Below are 25,981 nucleotides of genomic sequence, written 5' to 3' on the forward strand. Positions count from 1 at the left end.
GCTCGGAAGGAAACATCAGACCGGCCATCCGGATCTGACGATACAAAAAGAGCCGGACTGGCAAGCCAGCCCGGCGGTCAGATCAGAGCGACGCCTTGTAGGCATCCGCATCGAGCAGGGATTCGAGCTGGGCAGAGTCGCTTACGCGCAGCTTGAAGATCCAGCCCTCGCCTTCCGGATCGGTACCGACCAGCGTCGGCTCGTCGGAAAGACGGGTGTTGAACCCGGCCAGAACACCGCTCACCGGGGCATAGATGTCCGAAGCGGCCTTGACGGATTCGACAACGGCGGCAGGCTCACCCTGCGGCACTTCGGTGCCTTCGTCTTTGGCTTCCACAAAAACCAGCTCGCCGAGTTCGTCGGAAGCATGAGCCGTGATGCCGACCGTGGCGATATCGCCTTCGAGACGGATCCATTCATGGGACGGGGTGTAGTAGGTGGTGCTCATTGATCGCGTTCTCTCAGTTGACGGTTTTCAGCGTTTGAAGCCGGGCGGGACGAAAGGCAGGGCGCGCACCTGAACCGGCACGAACTTGCCGCGCAGGGCGCCGTAAAGCGTGGTGCCAAGGGCGGCATGAGCCGTCTCGACATAACCCATCGCCACAGGGGCATTGATGCTGGGGCCAAAAGCACCGGAGGTGACGACACCCACCTTCTGCGTGCCTGCCTCATCGGCAAAAAGTTCTGTGCCAGCGCGAACGGGCGCACGCCCTTCCGCTGCCAGACCCACGCGCAGGCGGGACACACCCTCACGCGCCTGCTTCATGATGATGTCAGCGCCCGGGTAGCCCCCTGCACGGGCCCCGCCTTCGCGGCGCGCCTTCTGCATGGCCCAGCCAAGGGCAGCTTCAACGGGTGTGGTGGTTTCATCCAGATCATTGCCGTACAGGCACAGACCGGATTCGAGACGCAGGCTGTCACGCGCACCAAGCCCGATGGGCAGAACGCGCTCATCTGCCAGAAGCGCACGGGCAATCTGCCCGGCATGCTCGGCCGGGATGCCGATCTCATAGCCATCCTCACCCGTGTAACCCGAGCGGGTCAGGGTGCAGGCAACGCCATCGATGTCAGCCTCGATCGCATCCATGAAACGCATCTCAGCGGCTTCGGGGCAGAGATCCTGAAGCACGTTGACGGCTTCGGGGCCCTGAAGCGCCAGCAGGGCGCGGTCATCGAGCTTCTCGATCACCACCCGATCCCCGAGGGCTGCTTCCATCAACGCGGTATCAGCAGCCTTGCAGGAGGCGTTGACCACCACGAACAGCCAGTCACCCATATTGGCGACCATCAGATCGTCGCGGATACCACCGGCATCGTTGGTGAGAAAACCGTAGCGCTGGCGGTTGGCACCCAGACCTGCCAGATCGACCGGAATAAGGCTCTCAAGCGCGAGGGCGGCATCCTGCAGCGTGCCCTGCTTTGGCGTGATACGCAGCTGCCCCATATGGGAGACGTCGAACAGCCCCGCGCTTTTGCGCGTATGCAGGTGCTCTGCCATGAGCCCGGCCGGGTATTGCAGGGGCATGGAATAGCCTGCGAACGGCACCATACGGGCGCCAAGTTCGATATGCAGGTCATTGAGCGGCGTGAAACAGAGCGCGTCGGACAACGGGCGGAATCCCCCAAGGCAGAAAACGAAAAAATCGTCGCCCCTTCTGTCGCCTTTGCCTGAGATCGCTATCCCGTCGGCGGACACCCTACAGGGATGCCTCTCTCCAGAAGTTCCAGCCGATCGCGGTCCTTTTGCCTGAGAGTTTCCGGGGCGGTTGCTCCTTCGGCGCCGGAAAAATTGTCCGGTCTCTCCCGTGAATCGGTGTTTACTCTTCGCAGAATTGGAGCAGAAAAGTCAATTCCGGAAACTGATCGGATTCGTTTCATGTCTGAAAGCTTCACAGTCATCGCTGAATTCGCCGCACCGGCTGAAAACTTCGACAAATTCCTCGAAATCTGCTGCTACGACAGCGACCGCTCCCTCGCCGATGAGGAAGGTTGTCTGGCCTTCGATGTACTCACCCAGCAGGACGCGCCTGACATCATTGTGCTGCACGAGGTCTATACAGGGCGCGCTGCTTTCGAGGCGCATCTCAAGACGCCCCATTTCGAGAAATTTGCTGCTGCCCTGCGCGAATTCGGCATTGAAGAGCGCAATGTGCGGCTCTTCACGCATCGTCACCCCCTGACCCTCTGACAAATCACCATGACATTCCGGTGATCTGGCTGCGCCCAGGGTCATGAGTCACAGCCTCACCGGACGCGTTTCTAACATCTGGCCACGCGCATGACCGGAACGTAACGCTGCAAGGGTTTTCCTGCCCTTTGCCCTCGCCTAGTCTGCCTGCTTCGTATCCCCGCATGATGTTGCGGGGCGCGTATGATTGACGCGCCCGATTTGCATGACTGAGCCAGCATGACTTTGTTCTCAAGCTTTCTCCCCCGACGCCCGGCCCTGTCGCCCTCGCGGGAGGCTATTGCCCATGCTGCGCGTCGCCCGGAGGCCGAGGCCTTTGCCGGGCTGCTCACTCGGGCCACCCTGCCAGAACCCCTGACAGAGCGGGCGGAGACACAGGCACGCATTCTCACGACCCATTGGCGCGCTCATGCCGAGACAAACGGCATCGAGACCATGATGCAGGCTTTCCCCCTCGCCTCTCCCGAAGGCAAGGCATTGCTCTGTCTCGCGGGCACCCTCCTTCGCATTCCCGACTCAGCCACGCGTGATGCGCTGATACGCGACCAGATCGGTCAGGGTGACTGGCATCATCATGGCGGTGATGAGCCTCCCCTGTTCCTGAATGCGGCAAGCTGGGCCATGTCGACCTCATCGAAGCTCCATGCCGCCCCGGGCGGTTTGCGCGGCCTCGCCATGCGCAGCGGAGCACCTTTCATCCGCCATGGCGTCGAGAAAGCCATACGCATGATGGGCAGCCAGTTCATTCTGGCAGAGACCCTCGGGCAGGCCCTGCGACGCCATCGTCCGGCTGAGCAAAAGGGTTTCAGCCTGGCCTGTGCATCCCTGCATGGCAGCGCCCAGACGGCGGAAGAAGCCGATCGTGCACGCCATGACGCATTGGCAATGGTGGAGACCCTCGGCCGGCATGGCAGGGGGCAGACCTTGTATGAACGCCCTGCCCTGTCGCTCCGGCTGTCCTCACTGCATCCCCGGTTCGAGACCACCCAGCGCGACCGCGTCATGAATGAGGTCCTGCCTGTTCTGGTGATGCTGGCACAACGTGCCATGGCAGCCAATGTGATCCTGCAATTCGATGCCGAGACAGGAGACAAACTCGAGCTGTGCCTCGATCTGTTCGATGCGCTCTGTCACGCCCCTGAAATTGCCGGCTGGAACGGTCTTGGCTTTACCGTGCAGGCCTATGACAAGCGGTCCCTGCCCCTTATCGAGCATCTGGTGGCGCTCGCCAGCGAGACCCGGCGACGCGTGGTGCTGCGTCTGGTCAAAGGCAGTTATCGTGATGAGGAAATCCGGCACAGTCAGGCCAGGGCAAACGCCGACTACACTGTCTTTACCCGCAAGTGCCATAGTGACGTCAGCTATATCGCCTGCGCCCGTCGCGCCCTGGAAGAAGAGGCTGCGCTTTACCCGCAATTCGCAACCCATAATGCCCGCAGCATAGCGACCATTCTTGCCATTGCGCCCGAATGGCGGCCGGGGCTTTACGAATTCGGCTGCGTGCATGGCATGGGGGAAACGCTCTATACCCCTCTGGTCTCGACACGTCCGCGCAGCGCTGCCTGTCGTATTCTGTCACCTGTCGGGGCCGATTCACATCTTGGCCCTTATCTGGTGCATCGCCTTCTCGAAAATGGCGCGCCTACCTCCTTCATCAATCAGGTCGCCAACCGGGCCGTCTCTCTTGATGCACTCATTGCCGATCCCGTAACGCTGGCACGCGCACCGCTGCCCCACGGCTCACCGGACCCATCGCTCAGCCTGCCTGCCGATCTCTACGGGGCAGAACGACAGGGGGCCATCGCGCCGGATCTCGACAACCCGCTCGATCTGGAAAACCTGATCGCAGGATTTACCGCGACAGCCCGTGTTTTCAGGGCCATGCCCATTGGCCCGGCCATGCCACGGCCAGAAGGGCGCGCGCGCTCAATCACCAACCCGGCGGCGCATGACGATCATGTTGGTGTCGTCATCTATGCCAGACCGCGCGATATCGATGCTGCCCTCAATACTGCCGAGGGTGAACAGATATGGCGTCGCACCACCGCACAGGAGCGCGCGGACTGTCTCGATCGTGTCGCCGTGGCCATCGAGCAGGATTGCGCGACGCTGCTCGAACTTCTGATTCGCGAGGCAGGAAAGACACTCGCCAATGCCACGCACGAACTCTGTGAGGCCGTGAATTTCCTGCGGTACTATGCGGCGCAACTGCGCAAGCTGGATGAAACAGGGCGGCACGGTGCACCGCTTGGCACGATACTGTGCATCAGCCCGTGGAATTTCCCTGTTGCCAGTTTCACTGGTCAGGTTGCCGTCGCCCTGGCTGGGGGCAATGCCGTCATTGCCAAGCCTGCGGAAGAAACACCGCTTGTCGCAGCCCATCTGCTCTCGCTTTTCATGGAAGCGGGCCTGCCGCCATCGGCCCTCCAGCTCCTGCCGGGCGAAGGCAATGTCGGCGCTTCGCTGGTGGCCGACCCCCGTATCGACGGCGTCATGTTCACTGGCTCGACCGCCGTGGCCAAGACCATCAGCCGCGAGTTGCTGGGTCGTACCGGGCGAACCGGCCAGCCTGTGCCCCTCCTGTCCGATACCAGCGGGCAGAATGCGATGCTCGTCGATAGCAGCGTACCGCTCGATCAAGTCATTCCCGACGTCCTGACCTCCGCCTTTGACAGTGCCGGCCAACGCAGCGCTTCCCTGCGCGTCCTTCTGGTGCAGGAAGACAGCGCAGATGAACTCATCGAACGTTTGCGTGGTGCCATTATCGAACGTCACCTCGGCGCACCGGACAGGCTGTGCTGCGATATCGGCCCCCTGATTTCGGCTGGGGCGCGTGTTCGGGTGGAAGCCCATGTCGATCGGATGCGCCGCGCCGGTTATCCCGTCTGGCAGCCCGACATGCGCGTCGAGACATTGAAGGGCCATTTCGTCCCTCCCACACTTATCGAAATTGGCCGCGTTGCCGATATCGGACAGGAGGTATTCGGCCCGGTTCTGCATATCCGGCGCTATGCGCGTCACGAGCTCGACGGCGTCGTGGATGCCCTCAATGCCACAGGCTATGCCCTGACCTTTGGCGTGCAGAGCCGTATCCAGGAGAGTATCAACCGTGCCTGTGCCCGCAGCCGCGCTGGCAATATCTATATCAATCGCGGCATCATCGGCGCACGAATCGGGACGGAGCCTTTCGGCGGGCGCGGGCTTTCCGGCTCTGGCCCCAAGCTGGGTGGTCCCCTGCTCCTCCCACGCCTGATGCATGGCGCACCCTGCCCGCTCGAAGCGTCGCCAGAGGCGCCTGTCCCCGCCACGGCGCGCGCCTTTCTTGCCTTTCTCGAACCCCGGGACCCGCCTTCGGCCCGCCGTGTAAGAGCCGTGATCGCACACAGATTATGCGGCCTCACCCTCGACATGCCTGGCCCGAATGGAGAAACCAGCCGCTATATGCTGCGCCCCAAGGGCGTCATTCTCTGTGCCTGCGAAAGCTGGCCTGCCCTGCTGCACGCCGTGGGGCTCGCGCTTGGCGCAGGAAATCAGGTTCTGGTTCTGGCACCCGATAACGCAGTGGAGTGGCTGAGGCAGGTCTCTCGCCAGCTGGCCAATGTCATCACGCGCGTCGATCCCGGTGCGCTGCCGGAATGTGATGCCATGCTCATCCAGCGTGGCGCCGAGAGTGCCGAACAGGCCGCCCTGACCGTTACGGCACGCGAGGGCATGGTGGTCCCGGTCTATGATCTGGATACGGTCCGGCCTGAGTGGCTGCTGAGTGAAACCGTGATCACAACCAACGAAGCCGCCTGCGGTGGTGATATCACCCTGCTGATACAACAGGAGTTCTGAGCGGTTTTGTCATGGGTCTTGTGAAATACTGATGGTCCTGTCGCCTGAATTGCGCCCCCGATATGTCCGGCAGTCGAGGGACGATGAGGCAGCAGCAACACAGGATTTCGCAAGGAAGGGTCATATCGAACCCGGAATATGGGTTGTCAGCCGCGCGCGTTTGCACTTTGGTAATGAATACACATGATCGATCTGCATCTCGTGGAGTATCACGCTTGACCATTCGCCTTTTTCGCGCGGGCACATTTCTGGCTGCCCTCGTTCTCGGCACGCATGCCGTGCCTGCTTTCGCGGCCCCGGCCAGCGCCTCCGCACAGGGCCAGCCGCAGCCGGAAGCCACACCGCTGCCCTCGCCCCTGCCGCAACCCAAGGACATTGCCTTTCCCGGCACGCTCAAGCTGAGCGTCAATGCCACGGATCTGGATCATCATGTCATGACCATGCATGAGACCGTGCCCGTGCCGCAGAGTGCCCGCGAAGCCGGTGAACTGGTGCTGCTCTATCCCAAATGGGTACCGGGCGGTCATGCGCCGGAAGGCACGATCATGCAGCTTGGTGGCCTGGTCGCGAGCGCCGGCGGCAAGACCATTCCCTGGCTGCGCGACCCGGTGGATGTGTTTGCCTTCCACGTGCCCGTCACCAAGGACCAGACGCAACTCGACCTCGACTTCAAGCTTCTCTCGCCGGTGACGGATGATGAAGGGCGCGTGGTCATGACGCCCCATATCGTCAATGTGCAGTGGAACGAGGTCTCGCTTTACCCGGCGGGCTACTACTCGCGTAACATCCCTGTTCAGGCCAGCGTGACCCTGCCGCATGGCTGGCAGGCTGCAACGGCGCTGCGCACCAATGGCAACGCAACCGGCGACACCCTCAATTATGGCGTGGTGCCGTATAACACGCTGGTCGATTCACCGATCTTCGCCGGGGCCTATTTCCGCAAGGTCGCGCTCAACGCACCGGGTGGCGTGCCTGTCACACTGAACATGGTGGCCGACAAGCCGGGCGATCTGGCCTATGACGATGCCGAATTGCAGATCCACCGCAATCTGGTCACGCAGGCCATTCTGACTTTCGGCTCGCAGCACTACGCCCATTACGACTTCCTGATGGCACTGACGGACGAGCTCGGCGGGATCGGGCTTGAGCATCACCAGTCGAGCGAAGACAGCGTGAGCGAGGATTACTTCACGGACTGGAAGCATTCCTTCCCGCAGCGCGACCTGCTGGCCCATGAATATACCCATTCATGGAACGGCAAGTATCGCCGCCCGGCCGATCTGTACGGCCCCACCTTCAACACGCCCCAGCGCGGCTCGCTGCTGTGGGTGTATGAGGGGCAGACCCAGTTCTGGGGCAATGTCCTCGCGGCCCGTTCCGGACTTGTGTCGAAGGATCAGGGCTTTGAAGCGCTCGCTCTGATGGCGGCCAGCTACGACGCCCAGGCCGGACGGGCATGGCGTCCGGTTGCCGATACCACGAATGACCCGATCATCGCCCAGCGTGCCCCCCAGTCCTGGCGCGACTATCAGCGCTCGGAAGATTACTATGTTGAAGGTCAGCTCGTCTGGCTTGATGCCGACATGATGATCCGCAAACTTTCGCATGACACGAAATCGCTCGACGATTTCGCCAAGGCGTTCTTTGGCACCAATAACGGCAGCATCATCGTCAGCACCTACACCTTCGATGATGTCGTCCTGACCCTGAATAAGGTCGTGCCCTATGACTGGGCGAAGTTCCTGCATGAGCGCATCAGCACCGTGCAAAAGCGCGCGCCTTTGGGTGGGCTCGAAGCCGGTGGCTACAAGCTGGTCTTTACCGACAAGGAAAACGCATTCGAGGCGCAGGCTGGCAAGAACCGCCATCGCCTCAGTCTGCGTTTCTCGCTGGGTGTGATCATCAGCGCCAAGAACGGCAAGCTCGGCACGGTCGCCTGGGACAGCCCCGCCTACAAGGCTGGTCTGGCCATTCATGACGAGATCGTTGCCGTCAATGGCGATACGTTCTCACCCGAAGGCCTGATCGATGCCATCAAGGCCGCGAAAACCGACAAGGCGCCCATCACGCTTCTGGTCAAATCGGGCGAGCATTACCGCACCGTGGCCATTCCCTACCATGACGGCCTGCGCTACCCGCATCTGGAACGTCTGGACAACACCCCCGACCGCCTGACGACGCTCTATTCGCCGCATCACTGAGCCGGCATCGCGAACGAGGATATTCAGGGGGCGTTACAGCCCCCTGTTTCTTTACACCTATGAGGCGTTGGCGTCTGACGAGACAGATCGCTCCGCAACGCGCCTCTACGGCGCGGCTTCAGGCCGAGGCGATAAAATTGAATTCCAGCCTCTGGCCCGGCACGTCGAAGCTCGGTTTCAGGCGCAGGGTCATGGCGGGTCGGGCCGGACCAAGCGCCTCGGCAATGATCCGCTGGCAGGCCGTAAACACCACGCTATCGGGTATCATATACGCCAGATGCGTGATGTCCTCAGGCACAAGCCCATGTGTCGCCAGAATATCGCGTATGCGGGCAAGGGCATTCTGACATTCCTCAATCAGGCTCTCGGGCGGTTTGCCGTCCGGGCCCAGCCCTGTCACACCGTAATAGGTCACGCTGTCCTGCAGGACGGGACGAGGAGAGAGGGAGGAATGGTCGTGCATGACGGCACTCATAACCCACAATCACGGGACTGCACATCGCCTTTCATCATTCCCCGAGACGGGCAGATCCACGCATCCTGTGCGAGCCTTGCGGGGATAGGTGTTGTGCTCACCGGACAATCGGGATGCGGCAAATCCAGCCTCCTGCTCCGCCTGATCGACTCAGGCCTCGATCTGGTGGGAGATGATCGTCTGGTCATCCGCGATCTCCATGCCTCTGCCCCCCCGGCTCTCGCCGGGATGATCGAGATTCGCGGGCTGGGTCTGGTTCGGATGCCCTATCGCGCTACGGCAAGGCTTGGCCTGCATGTTCATCTGTCGATCCCATCCAGGCCAGTCCGCCTGCCAGAGAAAACTGTCGAACCCGATACAGGACTATGGCAGATGACTCTGAACGGCTTTCACGCGGACGCGGTGGCGATCATTCGCGCGGCGCTGCGCTGCCGCCTGGGTGATTTCACACTTCTTTGCGGCCTCAATGGGGGGAACGCCTCCTGTCTCCCCCTCCCCAGCGACCTTGAAGAAGGTTAAGGTTCTGGTGGTATTTTTTCCGTCCGGTAACTGGAGTGGCGATTTGTGAGTTCAGCGCGGCGCATCCTGCTGGTGACCGGCCTTTCAGGCGCGGGGAAATCCTCGATCCTGCGTATCCTTGAGGATATCGGCTACGAGGTCACGGACAATCCGCCGCTGACCTTGCTCGACGCCCTGGCCGCCCGAACGGTGGAGCCTCTGGCCATCGGCATTGATGTGCGCACCAGAGGGTTCGAGGCCAGAGCCGTCATCATGGCGCTAGCGCAGCTGCGTACCCAGCGCGACCTGCATGTGGAGCTGCTCTACGCGACGGCAGAGACAGAAGTGCTGTTACGACGTTTCACGGCCACGCGCCGTCGTCACCCGCTGGACAACAATTCGGAAATCGCACCGGGCCTTGTGGCGAGCATCGAGCAGGAGATTGCCCTGCTGGCGCCCCTGCGTGATGAAGCCGATCTGTTGATCGATACATCCGACCTGCCCCCCCATGATCTGCGCCGCTTGATCGAGTCGCGTTTTGGCCATCAGAATGATGGCGACTCGATGACAGTCACCCTGCTTTCCTTCGCCTACCCGGCCGGTCTTCCCCGTGAGGCCGATCTCGTATTCGATGCCCGGTTCCTGCGTAACCCGCATTACGACCCTGAACTGAAAGCCCGCACAGGGCTCGAGGCTGTGGTGCGCGAATACGTGCAGCAAGACCCCGATTACCTGAATTTCTTTTCACGCATCATGGGACTGCTCGAACTTGTTCTGCCTCGTTTCGTAACTGAAGGAAAAAAGCACGCGACCGTGGCTATTGGCTGCTCAGGGGGTCAGCACCGCTCCGTAACACTTGTTGAAGAGATTGCAGCCGCGTTAAGCCGCGCCGAAGAGATTAAACTCTTGTCAGATGTGCCAATCGTCGTCATGCATCGGGAACTGGCACGTCAGGGACGCAGCTCATGGCGATGGGTCCGCGCCCCTCAGCAACTTGCCATACCGGATGAACAGATACGGACAGAGCCGTCTTGATTACCGTGATGGATGACCAATATCTCTCGGGGTCGCCACGAAAATGGCGTCATGCACCCCTTGAAGGAATGCCCCGATGATCGGGATCGTTCTTGTTACCCACGGTTCCCTGGCTCAGTCTCTCCTTGAAATCGTGACCCATGTGGTCGGTCCCCAGCCACAAATAGAAGTCATGGGTGTAAGCCCCGACGACGATGTCGTTGCCGCAAGAGCCCACCTTGGTTCTGCCATCGCCTCGGTCGATACAGGTGACGGCGTTCTTCTCCTGACTGACATGTTTGGCAGTACCCCTTCCAATCTTGCCCTTTCGCTGCGTCAGGAAGGCCTTGTCGAGGTGCTGGCCGGTGTCAACGTGCCGATGCTGGTCAAGCTCGCCAAGACGCGCTGCACACGCAGCCTTGCAGAATGTGCCGAGCTGGCCACTCTGGCGGGACGCAAATACATCGCCGCCGCCTATGAGCTGCCGCCTTCCTGTTTGCAGGGTGGCAAGAGCTGTGAAATGGTTGTGACGACGACCATGAGCTATGTTCCCCCCCTCACCCCGCTGATCACACCGCTGCGCCAGGTTGCCCGTTGATGTCGGGCACGGTTTCGAGCCCGACCCTTGAGCGCGATGTCACGATCGTCAATCGCCTGGGCCTGCATGCCCGGGCCGCAGCGAAATTCGTTACAGCGGCCGAAGGCTTCAAGGCTGATGTTGAGGTCAGCCGTCATGGCCAGACCGTGTCTGCCCTGTCCATCATGGGGCTAATGATGCTTGGCGCGGGCCGGGGTGAGACCATACTGCTCTCCGCCAAAGGGCCCCAGGCCAGCGCGGCGCTCGATGCCCTGATCGCCCTCGTTTCTGACGGCTTTGGTGAACGTGATTAAGCGACTGCGCCGCCCGTCGAGCGAAGTTGTCCAGCCTGATACCGACCTCCCCATGCAAATCCTGCAGGGTGTCGGGATTTCGGCAGGTGTCGTTATCGCGCGCGCCAGCCTGACCTATGAGCGCCCCCTGCCCGTTATCGAGGCGCTCCCCTCCCTGCTGGGGAGTGACGCAGAGCGGGCGCGGCTGGATGAGGCCATAGCTCTCACGCTCAAGCAGCTGCGCAAGCTGCGCACCAAACTCAATGCCCTGCCGGAAGAAGGGCGTATCGAAATCGATGCGCTGCTTTCGGTGTATGAGCGTATGCTTAACCATTCGCGCCTCGTTCGGGCGGCGCATCGCCGGATCGGGGAAGACGGGCTGACCGCCGAAGCCGCTGTGCAGATCGAAAGCGACGCACTGGCGGCCATGGCCGGGCCGCAACCCGACATGCCTGAAGAGGAAATTGAAGGCGCAAGGCGTCGTGAAGGTGAATTCCGTGAGGTGGCCAGACGGCTCCTGCGTAATCTGACCGGTGTTTCCTTCAAGGCATTCTCCGATGTCCAGGGCGGCTCCATTCTCGTTGCCGAGCAGATCAGACCGGCCGATGCCGCCGTCATTGATCCGAACCGCATTGCGGCTGTGCTTTCGGAAGGCGGCGGGGTAACCGACCATACCGCCATCATGCTGCGTGCGCTCAATGTGCCAGCCATTCTTGCCATTCCCAATCTGACCGATCGCATCAATGACGGTGATCTGCTGATTGTGGACGGGTCGAGCGGCAGGATCATCCTGCACCCAGACTCGACCACGCTGGCGGAGGCACGTTCGGCAATGGCCGAGGAGGCCAGGGAACGAAAGGGAATTGGCAGATTACGACGCCTGCCCAGCCGACTGGTGAGCGGCGAGGATGTCGAGCTGTTGGCCAATGTCGAGATCCCGAATGAACTCCCCCTGCTGCATCGCAACGGCGCAGCAGGCATTGGCCTTTTGCGGACCGAATTCCTGTTCGATGAAGCTGCGCCTCTGCCTGATGAGGATGGGCAGTACGAGATCTATGCCCGCATCGTGGCCGACATGCCCAATATGACCACCACCATCAGGGTGCTGGACTGGGGTGGTGAAAAAGGATTGTCGCGGCTGCGCCAGCTTGGGATTCAGGGCGAAGAGGAAGAGGAAAACCCGGCGCTTGGCGTGCGTGGCCTGCGCTTGCTGCTTCGTCACCCGGAAATTCTTGAAACGCAGCTCTGCGCTATTTTGCGCGCCAGCCTGCATGGCCAGCTACGTATCCTTCTGCCCATGGTCAGCTCGGTGAACGAGGTTATCGCCACCCGACAGATCTACGAACGCTGCGCCAAAAGGCTGCGTCGTCGTGGCGTGAAACTTCCTGCCGATCTGCCACCGCTTGGCGTGATGATCGAGACGCCGGCTGCTGCCCTGACGGCGGGTGCCCTGGTGCGACAGGCCGAGTTTCTGGCGCTCGGCACCAACGACCTGACGATGTACACGCTCGCCGTCGATCGGACTGCTGCCATGGGTTCCGAGCTCTACACAACCCTGCACCCCGCCCTGCTCCGATTGCTTCGCCTCACGATTGACGAGGCGCTTCGCGCGCACCGACCCGTCTGTGTCTGTGGCGAGATGGCATCGGACCCACGTGCTGTCGCCCTGCTGATCGGTATGGGGCTGCGCTCATTCTCGATGTCGGCGGCGCTTCTCCCACCGGTCAAGCGCATGATCCGTTCGCTCAGCCTTGATTCCTGTGATGCTCTCTACCGTCAGGCCATACTTGTGGAAGATCCCACCGAACTGCATCGCATCATTCGCGAGTTCGCGGTCTGATTTTCAGGTGCCTGCACGAGTTTTCTGAGCGGTCAGGAAAGGCCTGACCGCAAACGAAAAAAGGGAGCCATAGGCTCCCTTTTCCGGCTGGATGATTATGAGGGCGTGAAGGCCCTTAGTGACGCAGTTCTTCCGGAACCTTGCCGCCGTTTTCGGCCAGCTTCTGCATGACCTGACGGATGAGCCAGACATTCATGCTGGCCGTGTCCTCGGTGCTTTCCGTGTAGTGCAGCTCCTGCGCCAGATGCTTGCGGGCATCGAGCGAGCTATCCATGTCGAGCAGCTTGAGCAGATCGACAATCGACGTGCGCCAGTTGAGCGTCTGGCCCTTATCGGCTGCCATCTGGGTCAGCACGGCGTCAACGTCGACCGGCGCACTCGGTGCCGTCGGCGTGGTGGAACCCGGTGCAGCAGGCGCCTCAGCGCCAGAAGCCGCCCCATTCGAGCCACTGGCAGGGGCAGCCTCCGCGTGACCGAAGATCTTGCTCATGATCGTGCTGAAGATACCCATTGATCGCTTCTTCCTTCTGACGGATCTGCCAGCCAGTAGTGCTGGACCGACCCTATATTTCATTCAGTAACAAAAAGTGACATGTGACCCTGAGGCCGCACAGCTTCTCTGTTCAGCACTATCGCCCCAGTGCGCAAAAGGTTTTTTTCTTTGGCGTGATATTTTGGCAACATAGTGAGGTTCGGACGCCCAATTGCACAGCCATAAGGTGCCCTCTACGCGAGCCATGCCCCTCATCGTGGAAGACCCCCCTCATGCCCCATGCCAATGCCGTTCATTTCATCGCCGGCCTGCCTCGCTCAGGGTCCACGCTGCTCTCAGCCCTTCTGGCCCAGAACCCCGCCATTGTAACGTCGGGGCGCAGTTCACCCGTCGCCCCCATGATGCTGCGTGTCGCGTCCCTGATGGCTGAGGGAGATTACGCCGGTGATTTCGATGCGGCGAAAAGGGACCGTGTGATGCGCCGCTTGCTGGAGAGCTACTACGCCATAACCGACCCCCAGCAGATCGTCATCGACACGCATCGCGATTGGTGCGCCCGGATGGGGCTGATCGATGCCGTATTTCCACAAGCCAAAGTCATTTGCTGCGTGCGTGATCCAATCTGGATTCTCGACTCGCTGGAGCGACTGATCGTGCGCGATCCGGTCCTTTCCTCCAATCTCGTACCACTGTCCAGAAGGGCCACGCAGCATGACCGGCTGGACTATATTCTCTCACCCGAGGGCGTCTTTGGCTATGCGTGGCGCGTCCTCAACGAGGCGTTCCACGGCCCCTATGCGCATCGGCTCATTCTGGTGGATTACGATTATCTGGCCCGCGCACCATGTCAGGCTCTGGACAGCCTGACACGGGCGCTGGGACTGCCACCTCATGATTACGATCCCGACCATGTGGTGACACCCGATACGGACAAATTCGATCAGGCTCTCGGCACACCGGGTCTGCACGCGCTACGCCCCCGTGTTGCACCGAAGCCCAGACGCTCGATCCTGCCGCCCGCCATGCGCGAAAGGCTGGAAGGCGGCAAGTTCTGGCGCAGCGCACAGGCCCGTGAGAGCGGAGCACTCATCCTGTGCTGATCCCGCCATCCAGCGCGGCGGATGAAAAAGCGCCGGGCTGCGCCGGCGCATCGGACGTCAGAACACCAGCACAGATTTACCGATGCTCTTTCCGCTTTCGCTCTCACTATGCAGCCTGCCCAGTGCCGCAGCACTGAGGCCCTGAGCCCGGTGATACTCTGTCTCCACCACATCTCCGGACTGAACAAGCGAGGAGATCTGCTCGAGAATATCATGTTGCCTTGCCTGATCGGGCGTGGCGAAAAGCGAGCGTGTAAACATGAATTCCCATGAGATCGTGGCACTCTTTTTCTTGAACCCCACGATATCGAAATGCGGGGGATCGTCGATCACGCTCAGATGCCCCTGAGGCGCCAGGATTTCCTCATAAAAAGCCTGATGGCGGTCCGTTGCTGTCAGGGCGGCGATATGGGTTACCTGTTCGAAACCAAGGGCCCGTATCTGGGCTGCCATATCCTGCCGATGATCGATCACATGATGCGCGCCCATCCTGAGCACCCAGTCGCGCGTTTCATCCCGTGATGCTGTGGCGATGACGGTAAGACGCGTCAGCTTGCGGGCCAGCTGGATGAGAATCGAGCCCACACCCCCAGCGCCGCCGACAACCAGCAGGACGCCTTTTGTCAGGTTGGTAACCGCCATGCGGTCAAAAAGCATTTCCCATGCTGTCACGCTGGTCAGCGGTAGCGACGCGGCCTGCCCCCAATCGAGACGGTCCGGCATATGGCCGACCAGTCTCTCATCGACCGTCTGCATCTCGGCATTGCTGCCCTGGCGCATCAGGGCACCGGCATAGAACACCTTGTCACCCGGTTTGAAGAAACGGACCTCCGGGCCCGTGGCCTCGACGATTCCGGCGGCATCCCAGCCCAGAACGCGCCATGCCTCGCCATCCAGCGCACCGGCCCGCACACGTATCTTGGTATCGACGGGATTGATCGAGACCGCCCTGACCCGCACGAGCAGGTCGTGCCCTTTCGGGGCCGGAGGGTCGGGCAGGGTAATGTCCTGCAAGACATCAGGCGCACCGGGCGCCTTGTAGCCAACTGCTTTCATGGAAGTGATCCCTCCCGGAAACATGTCCTTGGAGCAATCAGACTAGACCATCATCCGTGCTGATGGAATTCCCTGACGGGTGACCCGGGGCACTTACGCTACGGGCACTCATGCTCAGGGCTCTCCAGAGATGGGCACTCCCGCCATATGCATCAAGCCGCGAGCATGGATGCCGTCACGTAGCAGATCAGGCATGACAAGGGGTCATGCCTCAAACCTGCAGGAAGTCAGGCCGGGCGAACCAGCTCATAAAGCGCTACGGCAGCAGCATTGGAAACGTTGAGGCTTTCCATGTCACCGGGCATGTAGACGCTGGCGATCTCATCGCAGCTTTCCCGGGTCAGGCGCCTGAGGCCCGCCCCTTCTGCACCCAGAACCAGCGCTACGCGACGGCCCGCAAAACCCTGACCGTTCAACATCGAGCCGCCCGCATCCAGACCCACCGTCCAGAGACCGGCATTTTGCAGCTGGGCAATGATGCGCGAGAGATTGACCTCACGCAGGATGGGCACGACATCCAGCGCTCCTGAGGCCGCCTTGGCCAGCGCCCCGCCTTCCTGAGGTGTATTGCGGTCCTGCACCACAAGAGCAGCTGCCCCGAATGCCGCTGCCGACCGCAATATCGCACCGATATTGCGCGGATCGGTTACCTGATCGAGAATCAGCAAGGGACCCTCGCGGCTGGACAGCACGTCATCGAGATAGGGCGGGGTCAAGGGTTCGACGCGCATGCAGACGCCCTGATGCACGGCGTCACGCTCACAAAGATGGTCCAGTCGCTGGCGCTCGACCACGTTGGGGGAAATACGGATCGGAACCTGTCTGGCTTCGAGTGCCGAGAGGGCTTCTTTCGTGACCAGCAGTTCGTGCACGTCGCGATCTGCATTGCGCAGGGCCGCTTCAACGGCATGCAGGCCATACATCCAGTATCCGGCGGCGGATGAGCGCCCACCGGAGGAACGGCCGCCTGAAGAACGCCCCTCGAAAGAGCGTTCGCCAGAGGGGCGATCCTCTGGGGCGCGGTTTTCGGAAGCGCGGGCAGCGCGCGAGGCGGATGAGCGTGAAGGGCGTCTGGACATGAGCGCTCTATGAAAGCAAGCCGCCCGTCATGCAACAAAAATGAAGAAAGCTTGTTGACACCAATCCTGATCCGCCATATTCCCCGTCCCGACCTGGAGAGATGCCCGAGTGGCTAAAGGGGGCGGACTGTAAATCCGCTGGTGTACGCCTACGTTGGTTCGAATCCAACTCTCTCCACCAGGTCCCCTTCCTTTAGAAAATTCAATCATTTGCTGTCGATGCGCTAACGCGCTCCGGGCTGTTCGAGGCAATAAGCAGTCCTTGTCGTCGCGTGAGGCTGAGACCGCCTGCTCTGCGTTCTGTACGAGCGATCGGCGACCGGACAAGTCCTTCCAGTGCCTCCCCGCCCTGTCCGCCTTCGTTCGTTTTGATCACGCATCGTCGCCAGGGCGGATTGCGCCTTGCGCCTGTCTCATTGCAAACAACTATTGCTTCGTTGGTCGGGTCGAAAGGCGCCCCCTCCAAGTCAGAAGCCCGATGCAGGACAATGAACCAGGGAAGTAACGGCACATGCGCTGCAAACCGAATTTTTCGAGACTGATGCCCGCCGCGCGACGTGGCCGGGATGCCGGTATCGCGCGTATGGGCACAGCCTCACTCGCTCTACTTGGCCTTGTCGCCTTCAGCGGGGTGACCGCCAATGGGGTTGCCATAAGTGCGGCGCATGCCGAGCCACGCCTGGTCATTCTCGATGATGACGGATTTGCCCTTGCCCAGTGGATGGTCATCAAGGCGCCGAATGTGAAGGTTCTGGGCGTCACGACCGTGACAGGCGATGCCTGGGCGAAAGAAGCCACAGCCGATGCGCTTCGTGGTGTGGAAATTGCCGGCCGGCCGGATCTGCCTGTCTATACAGGGGCCACCTATCCATTGGTGAATACCGAAGCGCAGACCGAACGCTGGGAAACCCTTTACGGCAAGCTTGTCTGGAAAGGCGTGTGGATGAAGCACTGGGTAGAGCCCACTCTTCAGAAACTCCCACCCTATCACGGTCCGGATGTCGTGCCGGACCTGCCTCAGGGCAATCCGACCATCAAGGCGCAACACGAACGCGCTGCTGATTTCATGATCGACATGGTGCATCGCTACCCGCATCAGGTGGCGATCATTGCCACCGGACCGCTGACCAACCTGGCTTTGGCCCAACGCCTCGACCCGGAATTTGCCTCGCTCGCCAAGGAGCTGGTCTATATGGGCGGCAGTCTCAACCCGCGTCAGACACGCTCTGATGAAGTTGCCCATCAGTTCGCACGCGAATTTCTCAATGCACCAAGGCGCGAATTCAACATTCGCTTCGACCCTGAGGCTGCAAGCATCGCCCTGCGCGCGCCCTGGCCCCGGATCACCATGATCCCGGTCGACCCCTCGACAGATACCGAGCTGACCCCCGATCTGCTCAAGCGTCTTTCGCGCTCCGACACCCCGGTTTCGCGCTCCCTCAAGACCCGCGAGCCGGGCTTTCCGCTCTGGGACGAGATTGCTGCGGCTGTCTGGCTGAATCCGGGCCTGATCACCCAGAAAGCCGACCTCTATGTTGACGTAAACACACAGTTCGGCCCGTCTTATGGCGATATTATCTCGTGGTCGCCCGGCTATCAGCCCGGCCTCGGTGAGGGCCGGACAATCGTGGTGCAGAAAATCGACGTGCCCCGCTTTGAGGATCTGATGGACAGGCTGGTGGCCGCCCCCCAGCCTCCGCTGAGCGGCAAGCCCCTACCCTAAGCGATCTTGCTGACGAGAGGGCCTGGATAACCTGTCAGGCCCTGCGCGTAGCCATGGCCTGTCGCAGTTCTGCACTGCGGACAGGCCGCCCCAATTGCTGTTCGGCCTCGCCCCTTGAAGCCGCAGGCCAAGAGAGAGCCGCTCCCTGCCCTTTACGGGTATGACCCGAATGCGTCAGAAACCTTTATTGCGGCCCTATCCGGACAGGACCGCAACCTGCCTGCAAAGAAGAAAAAGAGCCCCATGGCCCATCCCCAGACGATCCAGATCTTCCTTCCCGATGGCGACCCGCAGGGCATACGCATTGCCTCGATCACAACCCGCATTGTTCAGTTGATCGAGATTCCTCGCCTGAGGCTGGCTGACTTTCTTGCCATGTCGGAAGCGGGCCATGTGGGGCTCTACCTTCTGTTCGGTGAGGATGACGAGACGGGCCATGCCAAGGCCTATATTGGTCAGACGGGTAATCTAGGCGCACGACTCAAGCAGCACCATGACGGCAAGGATTTCTGGAACCGCGCCCTCGTTGCTCTCTCACTGACGCATAGTCTTACGGTAACCCATGCGCATTATCTGGAATGGCTGGCAATCAGCCGCGCCGCGCAGGCGGGCCGCTGCAAGCTGGAGAACAGCACCACAGGCACACGCCCGCATACCCCGGCCGCTATGGAAGCTGAATGTCGCGAGATTTTCGAGACGATCGATATCCTCCTGACGACGCTCGGACACCCTGTTTTTGAAGCGCTTGTCAGCAACAAAGCCGCCAAGCATAACCTCGAGGAAGTAAGTCATCTTTCTCGAATAACGGAGCGCGATCACCCCGAAAAGACCGTTTACCTTCGTAATGAAAAAGCTAATGCGATAGGTGTCTATACAGAAACGGGCTTTATCGTTTTAAAGGGTTCATGGGGGCGTGCTCCAGCCTCCCATTTGTCTCTTACCGCAGCCACCCAAAAGAAGCGCCAAGATCTCCTCGATAACGGCCATCTGCAGGTTATCGAGGAACGCCTCTGCTTTCTCACCGATTTGAGTTTCACCTCACCAAGTGCGGCAGGAACCATGGTGAATGGTCGCTCAACCAATGGATGGGTCGAATGGAAAGATGACTGTGGTCGTCCCCTCTCCGAAATGATGGGCCGCAATGTAAGCAAGACCTCCAGCGACATATGATTCTTCTCTATCGTCTCTCCCATACTCGAATTCAGTAATTTGAAATCAGCACTGCAGGCTGATTATGACGGTCGTTCTCGAGGCGACTCTCGCCACGGTGAATCGGCACCGCGACGCGCACAAGTCGCACTGGCAATGGTTTGCCCGTAAGCGAGGGCCGTATGCAGGGCTGTCCCATCAAGCGCTTCCAAAGCCTCCGGCGCCAGAAATCCTGTATCGGATAGACCCGCAAGCAACCCCGCCATGAAGCTGTCGCCCGCACCCACCGTGTCCACCACATTGGTGGGTATGGCGCTGGCATGAGCCTGCGCTGTGGGCGTCCAGCCGCTGACACCCTCCTTGCCATGCGTGATCGCCACGAGACGTGCCCGGTGGCCAAGCCAATCGCGCGCTGCATCCTCATGAGCGATACCCGGATAGAGCCAATCCAGATCAGCCCCGCTGATCTTGATAATATCGGCATAATGCAGGAGGCGCTGCATACGGGTGCGATAACCCTGTTCATCACGGACCAGCGACGCGCGGATGTTCGGGTCAAAACTGATGAGCCTCGCCCCGCCGGCCTCCCGCATGAAAAGCGCCTCATAGGCGCTCGCCGCGGGTTCTCTTATCAGCGCGATCGACCCGAAATGAAGGGTCCCCACGCATGAGAGATCCGCACTGTCCGGCATGGTCTCACACAGGCGATCGGCCGCTCCCTCGTCGAAAAACGCGTAGGCCGGTTCAGCCTGATCGAGATTGACAAAGCCTAGGGTGGAGGGTGCATCCAGCCTCTGCAGAAAGTCCAGCCTGACCCGGCTCTGCTCAAGTGCAGCGACAAGCTGATCGCCAAACAGATCTGTCGAGACGGCTCTACCGAACCAGGTCTTGACGCCCAGACGCCCCAACGCACGCGCTACGTTGTAGGAAGAGCCACCAGGACAGGGCCGATAAGCACCCCCTTTTCCTGATAGCCCGTCTGGCAAATCGACCGGAATGAAGTCGATAAGGGCTTCACCAAGACACAGGACTGAACCACTCATGACCAGACTTTCAGCGAGACATGAGCCCGCCATCAGAGAACTGATACTGACTATGCCTCGCGGGCTCGCAGCAGCAGGCGGGCACGGTCACTGGCGAGCACGGTCATTGACCAGCAGCGGTTTTCTCGAAGGCCGCCGCTGCGTCTGTCGTCAGCGGATCGCTGAATAATTGCTCAGCGACAGACGGGCTGAAGGTGAAGGTGTCGCACCCCGAGGCCGCAAGAGCCGCGAGGTCATCGGCTTTTCGCAGGCTTGCAACGAGCAGACGCGTCGGACGCCCGCAAGCGTGCAGGATGCGCTGCATGGCCGTGACGATTGCGAGGGCATCGCCCCCATGATCACCAATCCGGCCAAAATAGGGGGCCACGTAATCCGAACCCGCAGCGGCAGCCGTGAGGGCCTGATGCGCTGCATAAACAGCGGTCAGGGTCGTCCGTACACCATAGGCATGCAATGCTGAAACAGCACGTATGCCGTTTTCAGTGATCGGTACCTTGACGACCATACGCGGATCGAGCGCCGCAAGCGCCAATCCGGTTTCGATCAGCCTGTCTGTTTCTACCCCCCAGCATTGGGCCTGCACCTCATTCACCGGGTAGCTGAGGATGTCACCAACCAGTGGCGCAATGTCGGCAAGCGTGCAGGGCAAGCCAGCCCGGTCAAGAATGGTCGGGTTGGTCGTGACGCCATGAAAGAGCCCTGTAGGAAGCCAGCGCCGTATGGCGTCGCGATCCGCTGTGTCCAGAAAGAGTCTTAAACCGGGCTGGTTTTCGGGAACGGCTCGAAGCGTCATGACAAATCCCCTGGCCTTGGAACAGGAATCGGAAAATCGTGTCATGAAGCTTGTGAGACGATCCGTATAGTTGTCAGCGCATATCTATGTGTTCGGCCCACACTTCTCTGTCATCGACGAGCGAGACCGCATGCAATATAGCGCACCGGCATTATCGCCTTTTGTCCCCCATAGGGTCCGCCCGATACGGGTGGGCACTGGCAGGGCGGGTACTGGCAGGGCGGGCGCCGCGGAGGAGGGCATCGGGAGAGTGGTTTCGCAAAAGAAGCCACACTCCACCTGCCACGCAATTGTTATCAGGAGGGAAGGGTCATCATCATCTGACCGGGTTGTGGGATCGTTTCGAGCACGCTCAGACGAAGGGCCGTGTAGTGCCTGCCAAAACACGGGACCCCGATGGAGATGATGTTGAATTTCACTTCATCCCTGACCTGGTAATGAAGCCTGATTTCACCATTGCGCTCTGTTTTGCGGTCCGGCGAGACGACTGTGTAATGATGATGATTATCGTACAGCACGACACGATCGGCCACGCGATGCGCGCTGTCTCGGCTGTCAAAAGCCAGAATGAACTCGCTGACAGGTGCTCGACAGGAAAGATAGATGTAACCAGCCAGCGCGGTGCTCTGCCGATCATTCGGATAGAGACCGGTTGCCACAATCTGGAGACTATCCTCTCCATCGGTCATGGAAATCGAGAGATCGAAAGGCTTGTGCGCTTCCTCGGCAAGAAAAAATGGCGCGTAGGTTTCGACCGGTCGGGAGACATCGTCGATAATTGTCTCATGTTGCCTCACGAGATCAATCTGTCCCTCGACCAGCACACGCCCGGTCCACCCGGGCAGTGAATGCCAGTGCCGCGCGATACTACCCTCTGCATTCGCCTCATACTGCGATGCCTCAAGCGCATCGAGGCTTTTCCGGATCTGGGCGAACAGCATGGAACGCTTGGCTGGCGCCGTCCGACACGCTGAAAGCAGAGCGCGACCCGCCTCGGTCCCCACAAGGGTGGCTGCAGGATCAGTAATCTGGCGATCGAACCACTTTGCGCAGCAGAAATGTGGTGGCAGCTCCGGAAGCGTAGTAAGCAACTCGGAAGGGCCTACACGGCCAAGGCCACTCCAGAACACGAAGCAGAGATGGGCAAAACGCCCGCTGCCGGACTGGAGGATAAATGTCGAGAACAGCATTTCCTCGACAGCCATATAGTAGCGTGCGTCATTCGGATCCTCATCAAGGGCGTGACGCAGGGCACTTATCTGTTCGTGATGATCGAGGATGATGTCCCAATCCTGCTTGCTCGCAAACAACCCCTCGATCTGCGTTACCGAGCAACGCTTGATTCCACATTTTTCCTCAAGCGCGCGTCGAAAATTCTCGGACTGGTTGAAGCCCGTCCAGGCCCAGGTTCCACCCTCGCCTTCATATCCCCTGATCGATATGTCATGATCCTTGGAGTAATCTCGTCCGGAAGTGACAGGAAAGATATGGCCGGCATCGAGTTCGCTGATCACAGCGCGGAAATCCGGTTTCCTGAAAAACATCGCATTCGATGCGGTGGTGCAGAAAAAATCGAACGGGCCCAGTTCTCTCGCAGCATATGCAAAGGACTCAAGATGCCCCATCGCAAGACCCATGCCCCATTTGGAGCGCTCTGTATGCCCGTTGATGATATGGACCCGGTCATGCTCGCCGATCGTTGAATCCGCCAGACGACGTCCGGGCGACAGATTGATGATCAGCTGGCAGTTCTCATCGGTAAAATGGAGAAAGTTATCTATGTAGAGAGAAAGGTAGTCCTCTCCCTCATTGTAATTTGTTGCAAAAACAACCTTCTCCACGGAAAAAACTCCCCACTTGCCGCAAAAGTACAAGCATTGTCCTCACACCCTCGGAGACGGCATGAACAAGGATCAGGCTTGACCTCCAGAAATCCATGATATGGTGGAATATAGAATCAGGAATCCAGAGATAACAAGAGATCCCCCCTGCTTTGAGACCGGTATTTGCCTCAATTATCAAATTTGTTTGATTATATACATAATTTGTCGGAATAACTCTCCGAATTATAGGCCGCTTGCCTTCTGCATGTCGTCGGGAAAGCCGGAGCGCTTTTCTTCCGGAGAGGGGCCCGCCTCATGGATCATAATTTGCGGGCGGGCTGAAGCGAGCATTTGCAAGACAGACCCGCTGTACGCCTGAACCGCTGCACGCCTGGGCCGTTGCAAGCCCGACCATAATGACCCCATCTGGCCATCAATCATTGCTTGCCTCCGACAGGATGAGGCCTAGAGCATCAAGGCTGGTGAGCCCATCTCATCACGGAAAACCCGGCAGATTCCATAAAAAAAGGCCCGTTTCCGGGCCTTTTTGTTTACTTCAGCTTGGCATTGCATTGGGAGTAATACCCGCCGCCCTTCTGGATCCATTTCAGGGAACCGTTTCCGCCGGATTGCTGGTTCGCATGATACTGGTCGAGGCAGGTTTTCATGCGTGCCTTGCCAGCCGGGAGCTTGGCATAGGCAGCGGAGACAGAGGTCGGAAATACCACGTTGCCAGACGCTGTCGTGGAAGGCTTCGAAGCGATTCCTGCGCCCGGTGAGGCGGGTGCCTCGGTGGTTACAGGCTTGTCTGCCGCTGCTTCCTTTTCTGCCGGAGCCATGGATGTCTGCGCGGTGCTGGTCGAGACATCGCCACACTGGGCAGCCTTGAAATCCTTGTATTTCTGGCCATTCAGGGTGCCAGCTTTCTCGGCAGCCTGAAACTTCGCATGACATTCCTTCGCCGTCAGCGCCAGGGCGGGGGAGCTGGCACAGGCCGCTCCACCGAGCATGAGACCGGCCAGCAGAACGTGGCCATGAGAGAGTTTCAGCGCCATTGGCAAATTCCCGTTGGGTAAGGAGTGCGGATCAGTTGATCCGCTCACCATGCAGAACCATGTCCAGACCTTCGAGTTCCTCGTCACGCGTGACACGTAGCCCGATTGTGAGGTCGATAACCTTCAGGATGATGAAGGTGAAGATCACGCACCAGACGATGGTCACACCCACAGCTTCGGCCTGACGGACGAACTGCGCGAAGGAACCGACGACGCCTGTCGGGTTGGCATCCGTTGCCGATAGCGGCCCATAGGCAAACACGCCGGTCAGCAAAGCGCCTACGATACCGCCCGTGCCGTGCACACCAAAGGCATCAAGGCTGTCATCATAACCAAGGCGCGGCTTGAGAATGGCCGAAGCCCAGAAGCACACCACGCCAGCCACGAGGCCGATGATCAGTGCGGGGCCAGCCAGCACGAAGCCTGCCGCAGGCGTAATGGCCACAAGACCTGCCACAGCACCGGAGATGATGCCAAGAGCCGTCGGCTTGCGGGAGTGGATCCATTCGGCAGCCATCCAGGCCATCGCACCACCTGCGGTCGCGATCTGTGTGGTCAGCATGGCCATGCCTGCACGGCCATTGGCGCCACCGGCAGAACCGGCATTGAAGCCGAACCAGCCCACCCACAGAAGCGAGGCGCCGATGATGGCGTAGGTCAGGTTGAAGGGCGAGAAGTCGTCATGACCCATACCACGGCGCTTGCCGATCACGAGGGCAGCGACAAGACCTGCGACACCCGAGTTGATATGAACGACGGTACCACCGGCAAAATCGACCGCGCCAATACCGGCCACCCAGCCGAGCGGGCTCCATACCCAGTGGGCAATCGGCGCATAGACCAGCAGGGACCACAGCACTGTAAATACGCACAGGGCCGAGAACTTCATGCGTTCGGCAAAGCTGCCAGCAATCAGGGCAGGCGTGATGATTGCGAAGGTCATCTGGAACATCACCCAGACGCTCTCGGGAATCGTCATCGCTACAGGGTTGGCCGAATTGGCCCCCATGGTGAAGGCCTGATCGACCCCCTTGCTGATATGCTCGGCCACGCCGCTCAGCATGAAGCGCGACATATCGCCAATCCAGGGCGTGCCCGTGCCGAAGGCAAGGCTGTAGCCGATCACCAGCCATACGATGCTGGCAATACAGCAGATGGCGAAGGACTGGATAAGGGTCGCGAGAACATTCTTCTTGCGGACCATGCCAGCGTAGAACAGGCCGACACCCGGAATGGTCATCAGCAGCACAAGGGCAGTGCTGACCAGCATCCAGGCCGTGTCACCCGTGTCAATCGCGGCAGGCGCTGCGAAGGCAGGCAGGGGAAGCGCGCAAAGAGCGAGAGGAGCAAGGGCCTTGAAGACGCGGCTCATATGGCAGTTTCTCCCGTTTCGCCGGTTCGGATGCGGATGACGCTGTCGAGAGGCGAGACGAAGATCTTGCCATCGCCGATCTTGCCGGTGCGGGCGGCGTTGAGAATCGCATCGACGACTTCATCGACGATGTCATCACTGACAGCGATCTCGATCTTGACCTTCGGCAAGAAGCTGACCTGATATTCAGCGCCTCTGTAAATCTCCGTCTGTCCTTTCTGACGGCCGAAACCCTTGATCTCGGTAACCGTTAGGCCCTGTACCCCTAAAGGGGTCAACGCTTCACGGACGTCGTCCAGCTTGAACGGCTTGATAATCGCCGTAATGAGCTTCATTACATTCCTCCGCACCGCAAACGGCTTCTGTTTATAG

General features: G+C 60.1%; 23 protein-coding genes, 1 tRNA gene and 1 riboswitch. Of the genes, 12 read left to right on the top strand and 12 right to left on the bottom strand.

Annotated elements, in window-relative coordinates; all coding sequences use genetic code 11:
- Positions 1-82: 82 nt before the first annotated feature.
- Both gcvH and gcvT read right to left on the bottom strand, forming a co-directional pair.
- Positions 83-448 (bottom strand): glycine cleavage system protein GcvH, encoded by a 366-nt coding sequence (gene gcvH / locus ED655_RS03450; RefSeq protein ID WP_035443956.1) that lies wholly within the window; start codon positions 446-448, stop codon positions 83-85.
- 27 nt (positions 449-475) lie between these two features.
- Positions 476-1,609 carry a glycine cleavage system aminomethyltransferase GcvT gene (gene gcvT / locus ED655_RS03455; RefSeq protein ID WP_122049037.1) on the bottom strand — a complete coding sequence of 378 codons (1,134 nt, stop codon included), beginning with the start codon at positions 1,607-1,609 and terminating at the stop codon, positions 476-478.
- Positions 1,610-1,725: 116 nt separating this feature from the next.
- Positions 1,726-1,816, bottom strand: a riboswitch (glycine riboswitch).
- A 60-nt stretch (positions 1,817-1,876) separates the two neighbouring features.
- Between gcvT and ED655_RS03460 the strand changes: the two genes are divergently transcribed.
- From ED655_RS03460 to ED655_RS03470, 3 genes are all read left to right on the top strand, one after another.
- Entirely contained in the window at positions 1,877-2,188 is a 312-nt protein-coding gene (locus ED655_RS03460) for a putative quinol monooxygenase (protein ID WP_122049007.1), read from the top strand.
- 219 nt (positions 2,189-2,407) lie between these two features.
- Positions 2,408-6,025 (top strand): bifunctional proline dehydrogenase/L-glutamate gamma-semialdehyde dehydrogenase PutA, encoded by a 3,618-nt coding sequence (putA, locus tag ED655_RS03465; RefSeq protein ID WP_122049008.1) that lies wholly within the window; start codon positions 2,408-2,410, stop codon positions 6,023-6,025.
- 215 nt (positions 6,026-6,240) lie between these two features.
- Positions 6,241-8,226, top strand: a complete 1,986-nt coding sequence (locus ED655_RS03470) for a M61 family metallopeptidase (RefSeq protein ID WP_240993474.1) — start codon at positions 6,241-6,243, stop codon at positions 8,224-8,226.
- Between the two features lie 118 nt (positions 8,227-8,344).
- Here ED655_RS03470 and ED655_RS03475 read toward each other — a convergent pair whose 3' ends face one another.
- A complete protein-coding gene (locus ED655_RS03475) occupies positions 8,345-8,689 on the bottom strand; it encodes a RidA family protein (RefSeq protein WP_062163962.1) in 345 nt (114 codons plus the stop codon).
- On the opposite strand from ED655_RS03475, the gene ED655_RS03480 reads away from it, so the two are divergent.
- The 5 genes from ED655_RS03480 to ptsP all read left to right on the top strand — a co-directional run bounded on the left by ED655_RS03480 (position 8,684) and on the right by ptsP (position 12,923).
- Positions 8,684-9,220 carry an HPr kinase/phosphorylase gene (locus ED655_RS03480; protein ID WP_240993475.1) on the top strand — a complete coding sequence of 179 codons (537 nt, stop codon included), beginning with the start codon at positions 8,684-8,686 and terminating at the stop codon, positions 9,218-9,220. The two genes, ED655_RS03475 and ED655_RS03480, sit on opposite strands and share 6 nt — an antisense overlap.
- Positions 9,221-9,265: 45 nt before the next feature.
- Positions 9,266-10,234: an RNase adapter RapZ gene (gene rapZ, locus ED655_RS03485; protein ID WP_240993476.1), complete on the top strand. Its 969-nt coding sequence runs from the start codon at positions 9,266-9,268 to the stop codon at positions 10,232-10,234.
- Positions 10,235-10,310: 76 nt separating this feature from the next.
- The gene (locus ED655_RS03490) at positions 10,311-10,811 is read left to right on the top strand and encodes a PTS sugar transporter subunit IIA domain-containing protein (protein ID WP_122049011.1); all 501 of its coding nucleotides are present in this window, start codon (positions 10,311-10,313) and stop codon (positions 10,809-10,811) included.
- Positions 10,811-11,104, top strand: coding sequence for an HPr family phosphocarrier protein (locus tag ED655_RS03495; RefSeq protein WP_122049012.1), 294 nt, complete (start codon positions 10,811-10,813; stop codon positions 11,102-11,104). Before ED655_RS03490 ends, ED655_RS03495 begins: the two co-directional genes overlap by 1 nt.
- Positions 11,097-12,923 carry a phosphoenolpyruvate--protein phosphotransferase gene (gene ptsP, locus ED655_RS03500; RefSeq protein WP_240993477.1) on the top strand — a complete coding sequence of 609 codons (1,827 nt, stop codon included), beginning with the start codon at positions 11,097-11,099 and terminating at the stop codon, positions 12,921-12,923. The genes ED655_RS03495 and ptsP overlap by 8 nt, the downstream gene beginning before the upstream one ends.
- A gap of 115 nt (positions 12,924-13,038) precedes the next feature.
- Here ptsP and ED655_RS03505 read toward each other — a convergent pair whose 3' ends face one another.
- On the bottom strand, positions 13,039-13,434 hold the full coding sequence (locus ED655_RS03505) for a DUF3597 domain-containing protein (RefSeq protein ID WP_122049014.1): 396 nt from the start codon (positions 13,432-13,434) through the stop codon (positions 13,039-13,041).
- Positions 13,435-13,688: 254 nt separating this feature from the next.
- Between ED655_RS03505 and ED655_RS03510 the strand changes: the two genes are divergently transcribed.
- Positions 13,689-14,516: a sulfotransferase family protein gene (locus ED655_RS03510; RefSeq protein WP_122049015.1), complete on the top strand. Its 828-nt coding sequence runs from the start codon at positions 13,689-13,691 to the stop codon at positions 14,514-14,516.
- 57 nt (positions 14,517-14,573) lie between these two features.
- On the opposite strand, the gene ED655_RS03515 is transcribed toward ED655_RS03510, so the two are convergent.
- Both ED655_RS03515 and rlmB read right to left on the bottom strand, forming a co-directional pair.
- Positions 14,574-15,572 (bottom strand): zinc-binding alcohol dehydrogenase family protein, encoded by a 999-nt coding sequence (locus ED655_RS03515; protein WP_122049016.1) that lies wholly within the window; start codon positions 15,570-15,572, stop codon positions 14,574-14,576.
- A gap of 227 nt (positions 15,573-15,799) precedes the next feature.
- On the bottom strand, positions 15,800-16,651 hold the full coding sequence (rlmB, locus tag ED655_RS03520) for a 23S rRNA (guanosine(2251)-2'-O)-methyltransferase RlmB (protein ID WP_122049017.1): 852 nt from the start codon (positions 16,649-16,651) through the stop codon (positions 15,800-15,802).
- A gap of 95 nt (positions 16,652-16,746) precedes the next feature.
- Here rlmB and ED655_RS03525 point away from each other — a divergent pair.
- From ED655_RS03525 to ED655_RS03535, 3 genes are all read left to right on the top strand, one after another.
- Positions 16,747-16,832, top strand: a tRNA-Tyr gene (locus ED655_RS03525).
- A 330-nt stretch (positions 16,833-17,162) separates the two neighbouring features.
- On the top strand, positions 17,163-18,374 hold the full coding sequence (locus ED655_RS03530) for a nucleoside hydrolase (protein ID WP_240993478.1): 1,212 nt from the start codon (positions 17,163-17,165) through the stop codon (positions 18,372-18,374).
- A 243-nt stretch (positions 18,375-18,617) separates the two neighbouring features.
- Positions 18,618-19,544 (top strand): GIY-YIG nuclease family protein, encoded by a 927-nt coding sequence (locus ED655_RS03535; RefSeq protein ID WP_122049018.1) that lies wholly within the window; start codon positions 18,618-18,620, stop codon positions 19,542-19,544.
- A 62-nt stretch (positions 19,545-19,606) separates the two neighbouring features.
- On the opposite strand, the gene ED655_RS03540 is transcribed toward ED655_RS03535, so the two are convergent.
- From ED655_RS03540 to glnK, 6 genes are all read right to left on the bottom strand, one after another.
- Positions 19,607-20,566: a carbohydrate kinase family protein gene (locus ED655_RS03540; RefSeq protein ID WP_162993370.1), complete on the bottom strand. Its 960-nt coding sequence runs from the start codon at positions 20,564-20,566 to the stop codon at positions 19,607-19,609.
- A gap of 103 nt (positions 20,567-20,669) precedes the next feature.
- Positions 20,670-21,359 (bottom strand): transaldolase family protein, encoded by a 690-nt coding sequence (locus ED655_RS03545; RefSeq protein WP_122049040.1) that lies wholly within the window; start codon positions 21,357-21,359, stop codon positions 20,670-20,672.
- 296 nt (positions 21,360-21,655) lie between these two features.
- On the bottom strand, positions 21,656-23,200 hold the full coding sequence (locus ED655_RS03550) for a hypothetical protein (protein ID WP_122049020.1): 1,545 nt from the start codon (positions 23,198-23,200) through the stop codon (positions 21,656-21,658).
- 533 nt (positions 23,201-23,733) lie between these two features.
- The gene (locus ED655_RS03560) at positions 23,734-24,237 is read right to left on the bottom strand and encodes a hypothetical protein (RefSeq protein ID WP_023977811.1); all 504 of its coding nucleotides are present in this window, start codon (positions 24,235-24,237) and stop codon (positions 23,734-23,736) included.
- Positions 24,238-24,268: 31 nt separating this feature from the next.
- Positions 24,269-25,609, bottom strand: coding sequence for an ammonium transporter (locus ED655_RS03565; protein ID WP_122049022.1), 1,341 nt, complete (start codon positions 25,607-25,609; stop codon positions 24,269-24,271).
- Complete coding sequence (gene glnK / locus ED655_RS03570; RefSeq protein ID WP_023977809.1) at positions 25,606-25,944, bottom strand: P-II family nitrogen regulator; 339 nt, start codon at positions 25,942-25,944, stop codon at positions 25,606-25,608. The genes ED655_RS03565 and glnK overlap by 4 nt, the downstream gene beginning before the upstream one ends.
- Positions 25,945-25,981 lie beyond the last annotated feature (37 nt).

This window comes from Asaia bogorensis (genome assembly GCF_900465345.1).
In the GTDB taxonomy this organism is placed as follows: Bacteria; Pseudomonadota; Alphaproteobacteria; order Acetobacterales; family Acetobacteraceae; genus Asaia; species Asaia bogorensis_A.

Excerpts from the sequence above, each read along its gene's own strand:
- ED655_RS03530 (WP_240993478.1), top strand. The coding sequence starts at position 17,163 with ATGCGCTGCAAACCGAATTTTTCGAGACTGATGCCCGCCGCGCGACGT.
- ED655_RS03490 (WP_122049011.1), top strand. The coding sequence starts at position 10,311 with ATGATCGGGATCGTTCTTGTTACCCACGGTTCCCTGGCTCAGTCTCTC.
- ED655_RS03535 (WP_122049018.1), top strand. The coding sequence starts at position 18,618 with ATGGCCCATCCCCAGACGATCCAGATCTTCCTTCCCGATGGCGACCCG.
- rlmB (WP_122049017.1), bottom strand. The coding sequence starts at position 16,651 with ATGTCCAGACGCCCTTCACGCTCATCCGCCTCGCGCGCTGCCCGCGCT.
- ED655_RS03495 (WP_122049012.1), top strand. The coding sequence starts at position 10,811 with ATGTCGGGCACGGTTTCGAGCCCGACCCTTGAGCGCGATGTCACGATC.
- ED655_RS03510 (WP_122049015.1), top strand. The coding sequence starts at position 13,689 with ATGCCCCATGCCAATGCCGTTCATTTCATCGCCGGCCTGCCTCGCTCA.
- ED655_RS03565 (WP_122049022.1), bottom strand. The coding sequence starts at position 25,609 with ATGAGCCGCGTCTTCAAGGCCCTTGCTCCTCTCGCTCTTTGCGCGCTT.
- putA (WP_122049008.1), top strand. The coding sequence starts at position 2,408 with ATGACTTTGTTCTCAAGCTTTCTCCCCCGACGCCCGGCCCTGTCGCCC.
- ED655_RS03460 (WP_122049007.1), top strand. The coding sequence starts at position 1,877 with ATGTCTGAAAGCTTCACAGTCATCGCTGAATTCGCCGCACCGGCTGAA.
- ED655_RS03545 (WP_122049040.1), bottom strand. The coding sequence starts at position 21,359 with ATGACGCTTCGAGCCGTTCCCGAAAACCAGCCCGGTTTAAGACTCTTT.
- gcvH (WP_035443956.1), bottom strand. The coding sequence starts at position 448 with ATGAGCACCACCTACTACACCCCGTCCCATGAATGGATCCGTCTCGAA.
- ED655_RS03515 (WP_122049016.1), bottom strand. The coding sequence starts at position 15,572 with ATGAAAGCAGTTGGCTACAAGGCGCCCGGTGCGCCTGATGTCTTGCAG.
- glnK (WP_023977809.1), bottom strand. The coding sequence starts at position 25,944 with ATGAAGCTCATTACGGCGATTATCAAGCCGTTCAAGCTGGACGACGTC.
- ED655_RS03505 (WP_122049014.1), bottom strand. The coding sequence starts at position 13,434 with ATGGGTATCTTCAGCACGATCATGAGCAAGATCTTCGGTCACGCGGAG.
- ED655_RS03560 (WP_023977811.1), bottom strand. The coding sequence starts at position 24,237 with ATGGCGCTGAAACTCTCTCATGGCCACGTTCTGCTGGCCGGTCTCATG.
- ED655_RS03540 (WP_162993370.1), bottom strand. The coding sequence starts at position 20,566 with ATGAGTGGTTCAGTCCTGTGTCTTGGTGAAGCCCTTATCGACTTCATT.
- ED655_RS03475 (WP_062163962.1), bottom strand. The coding sequence starts at position 8,689 with ATGCACGACCATTCCTCCCTCTCTCCTCGTCCCGTCCTGCAGGACAGC.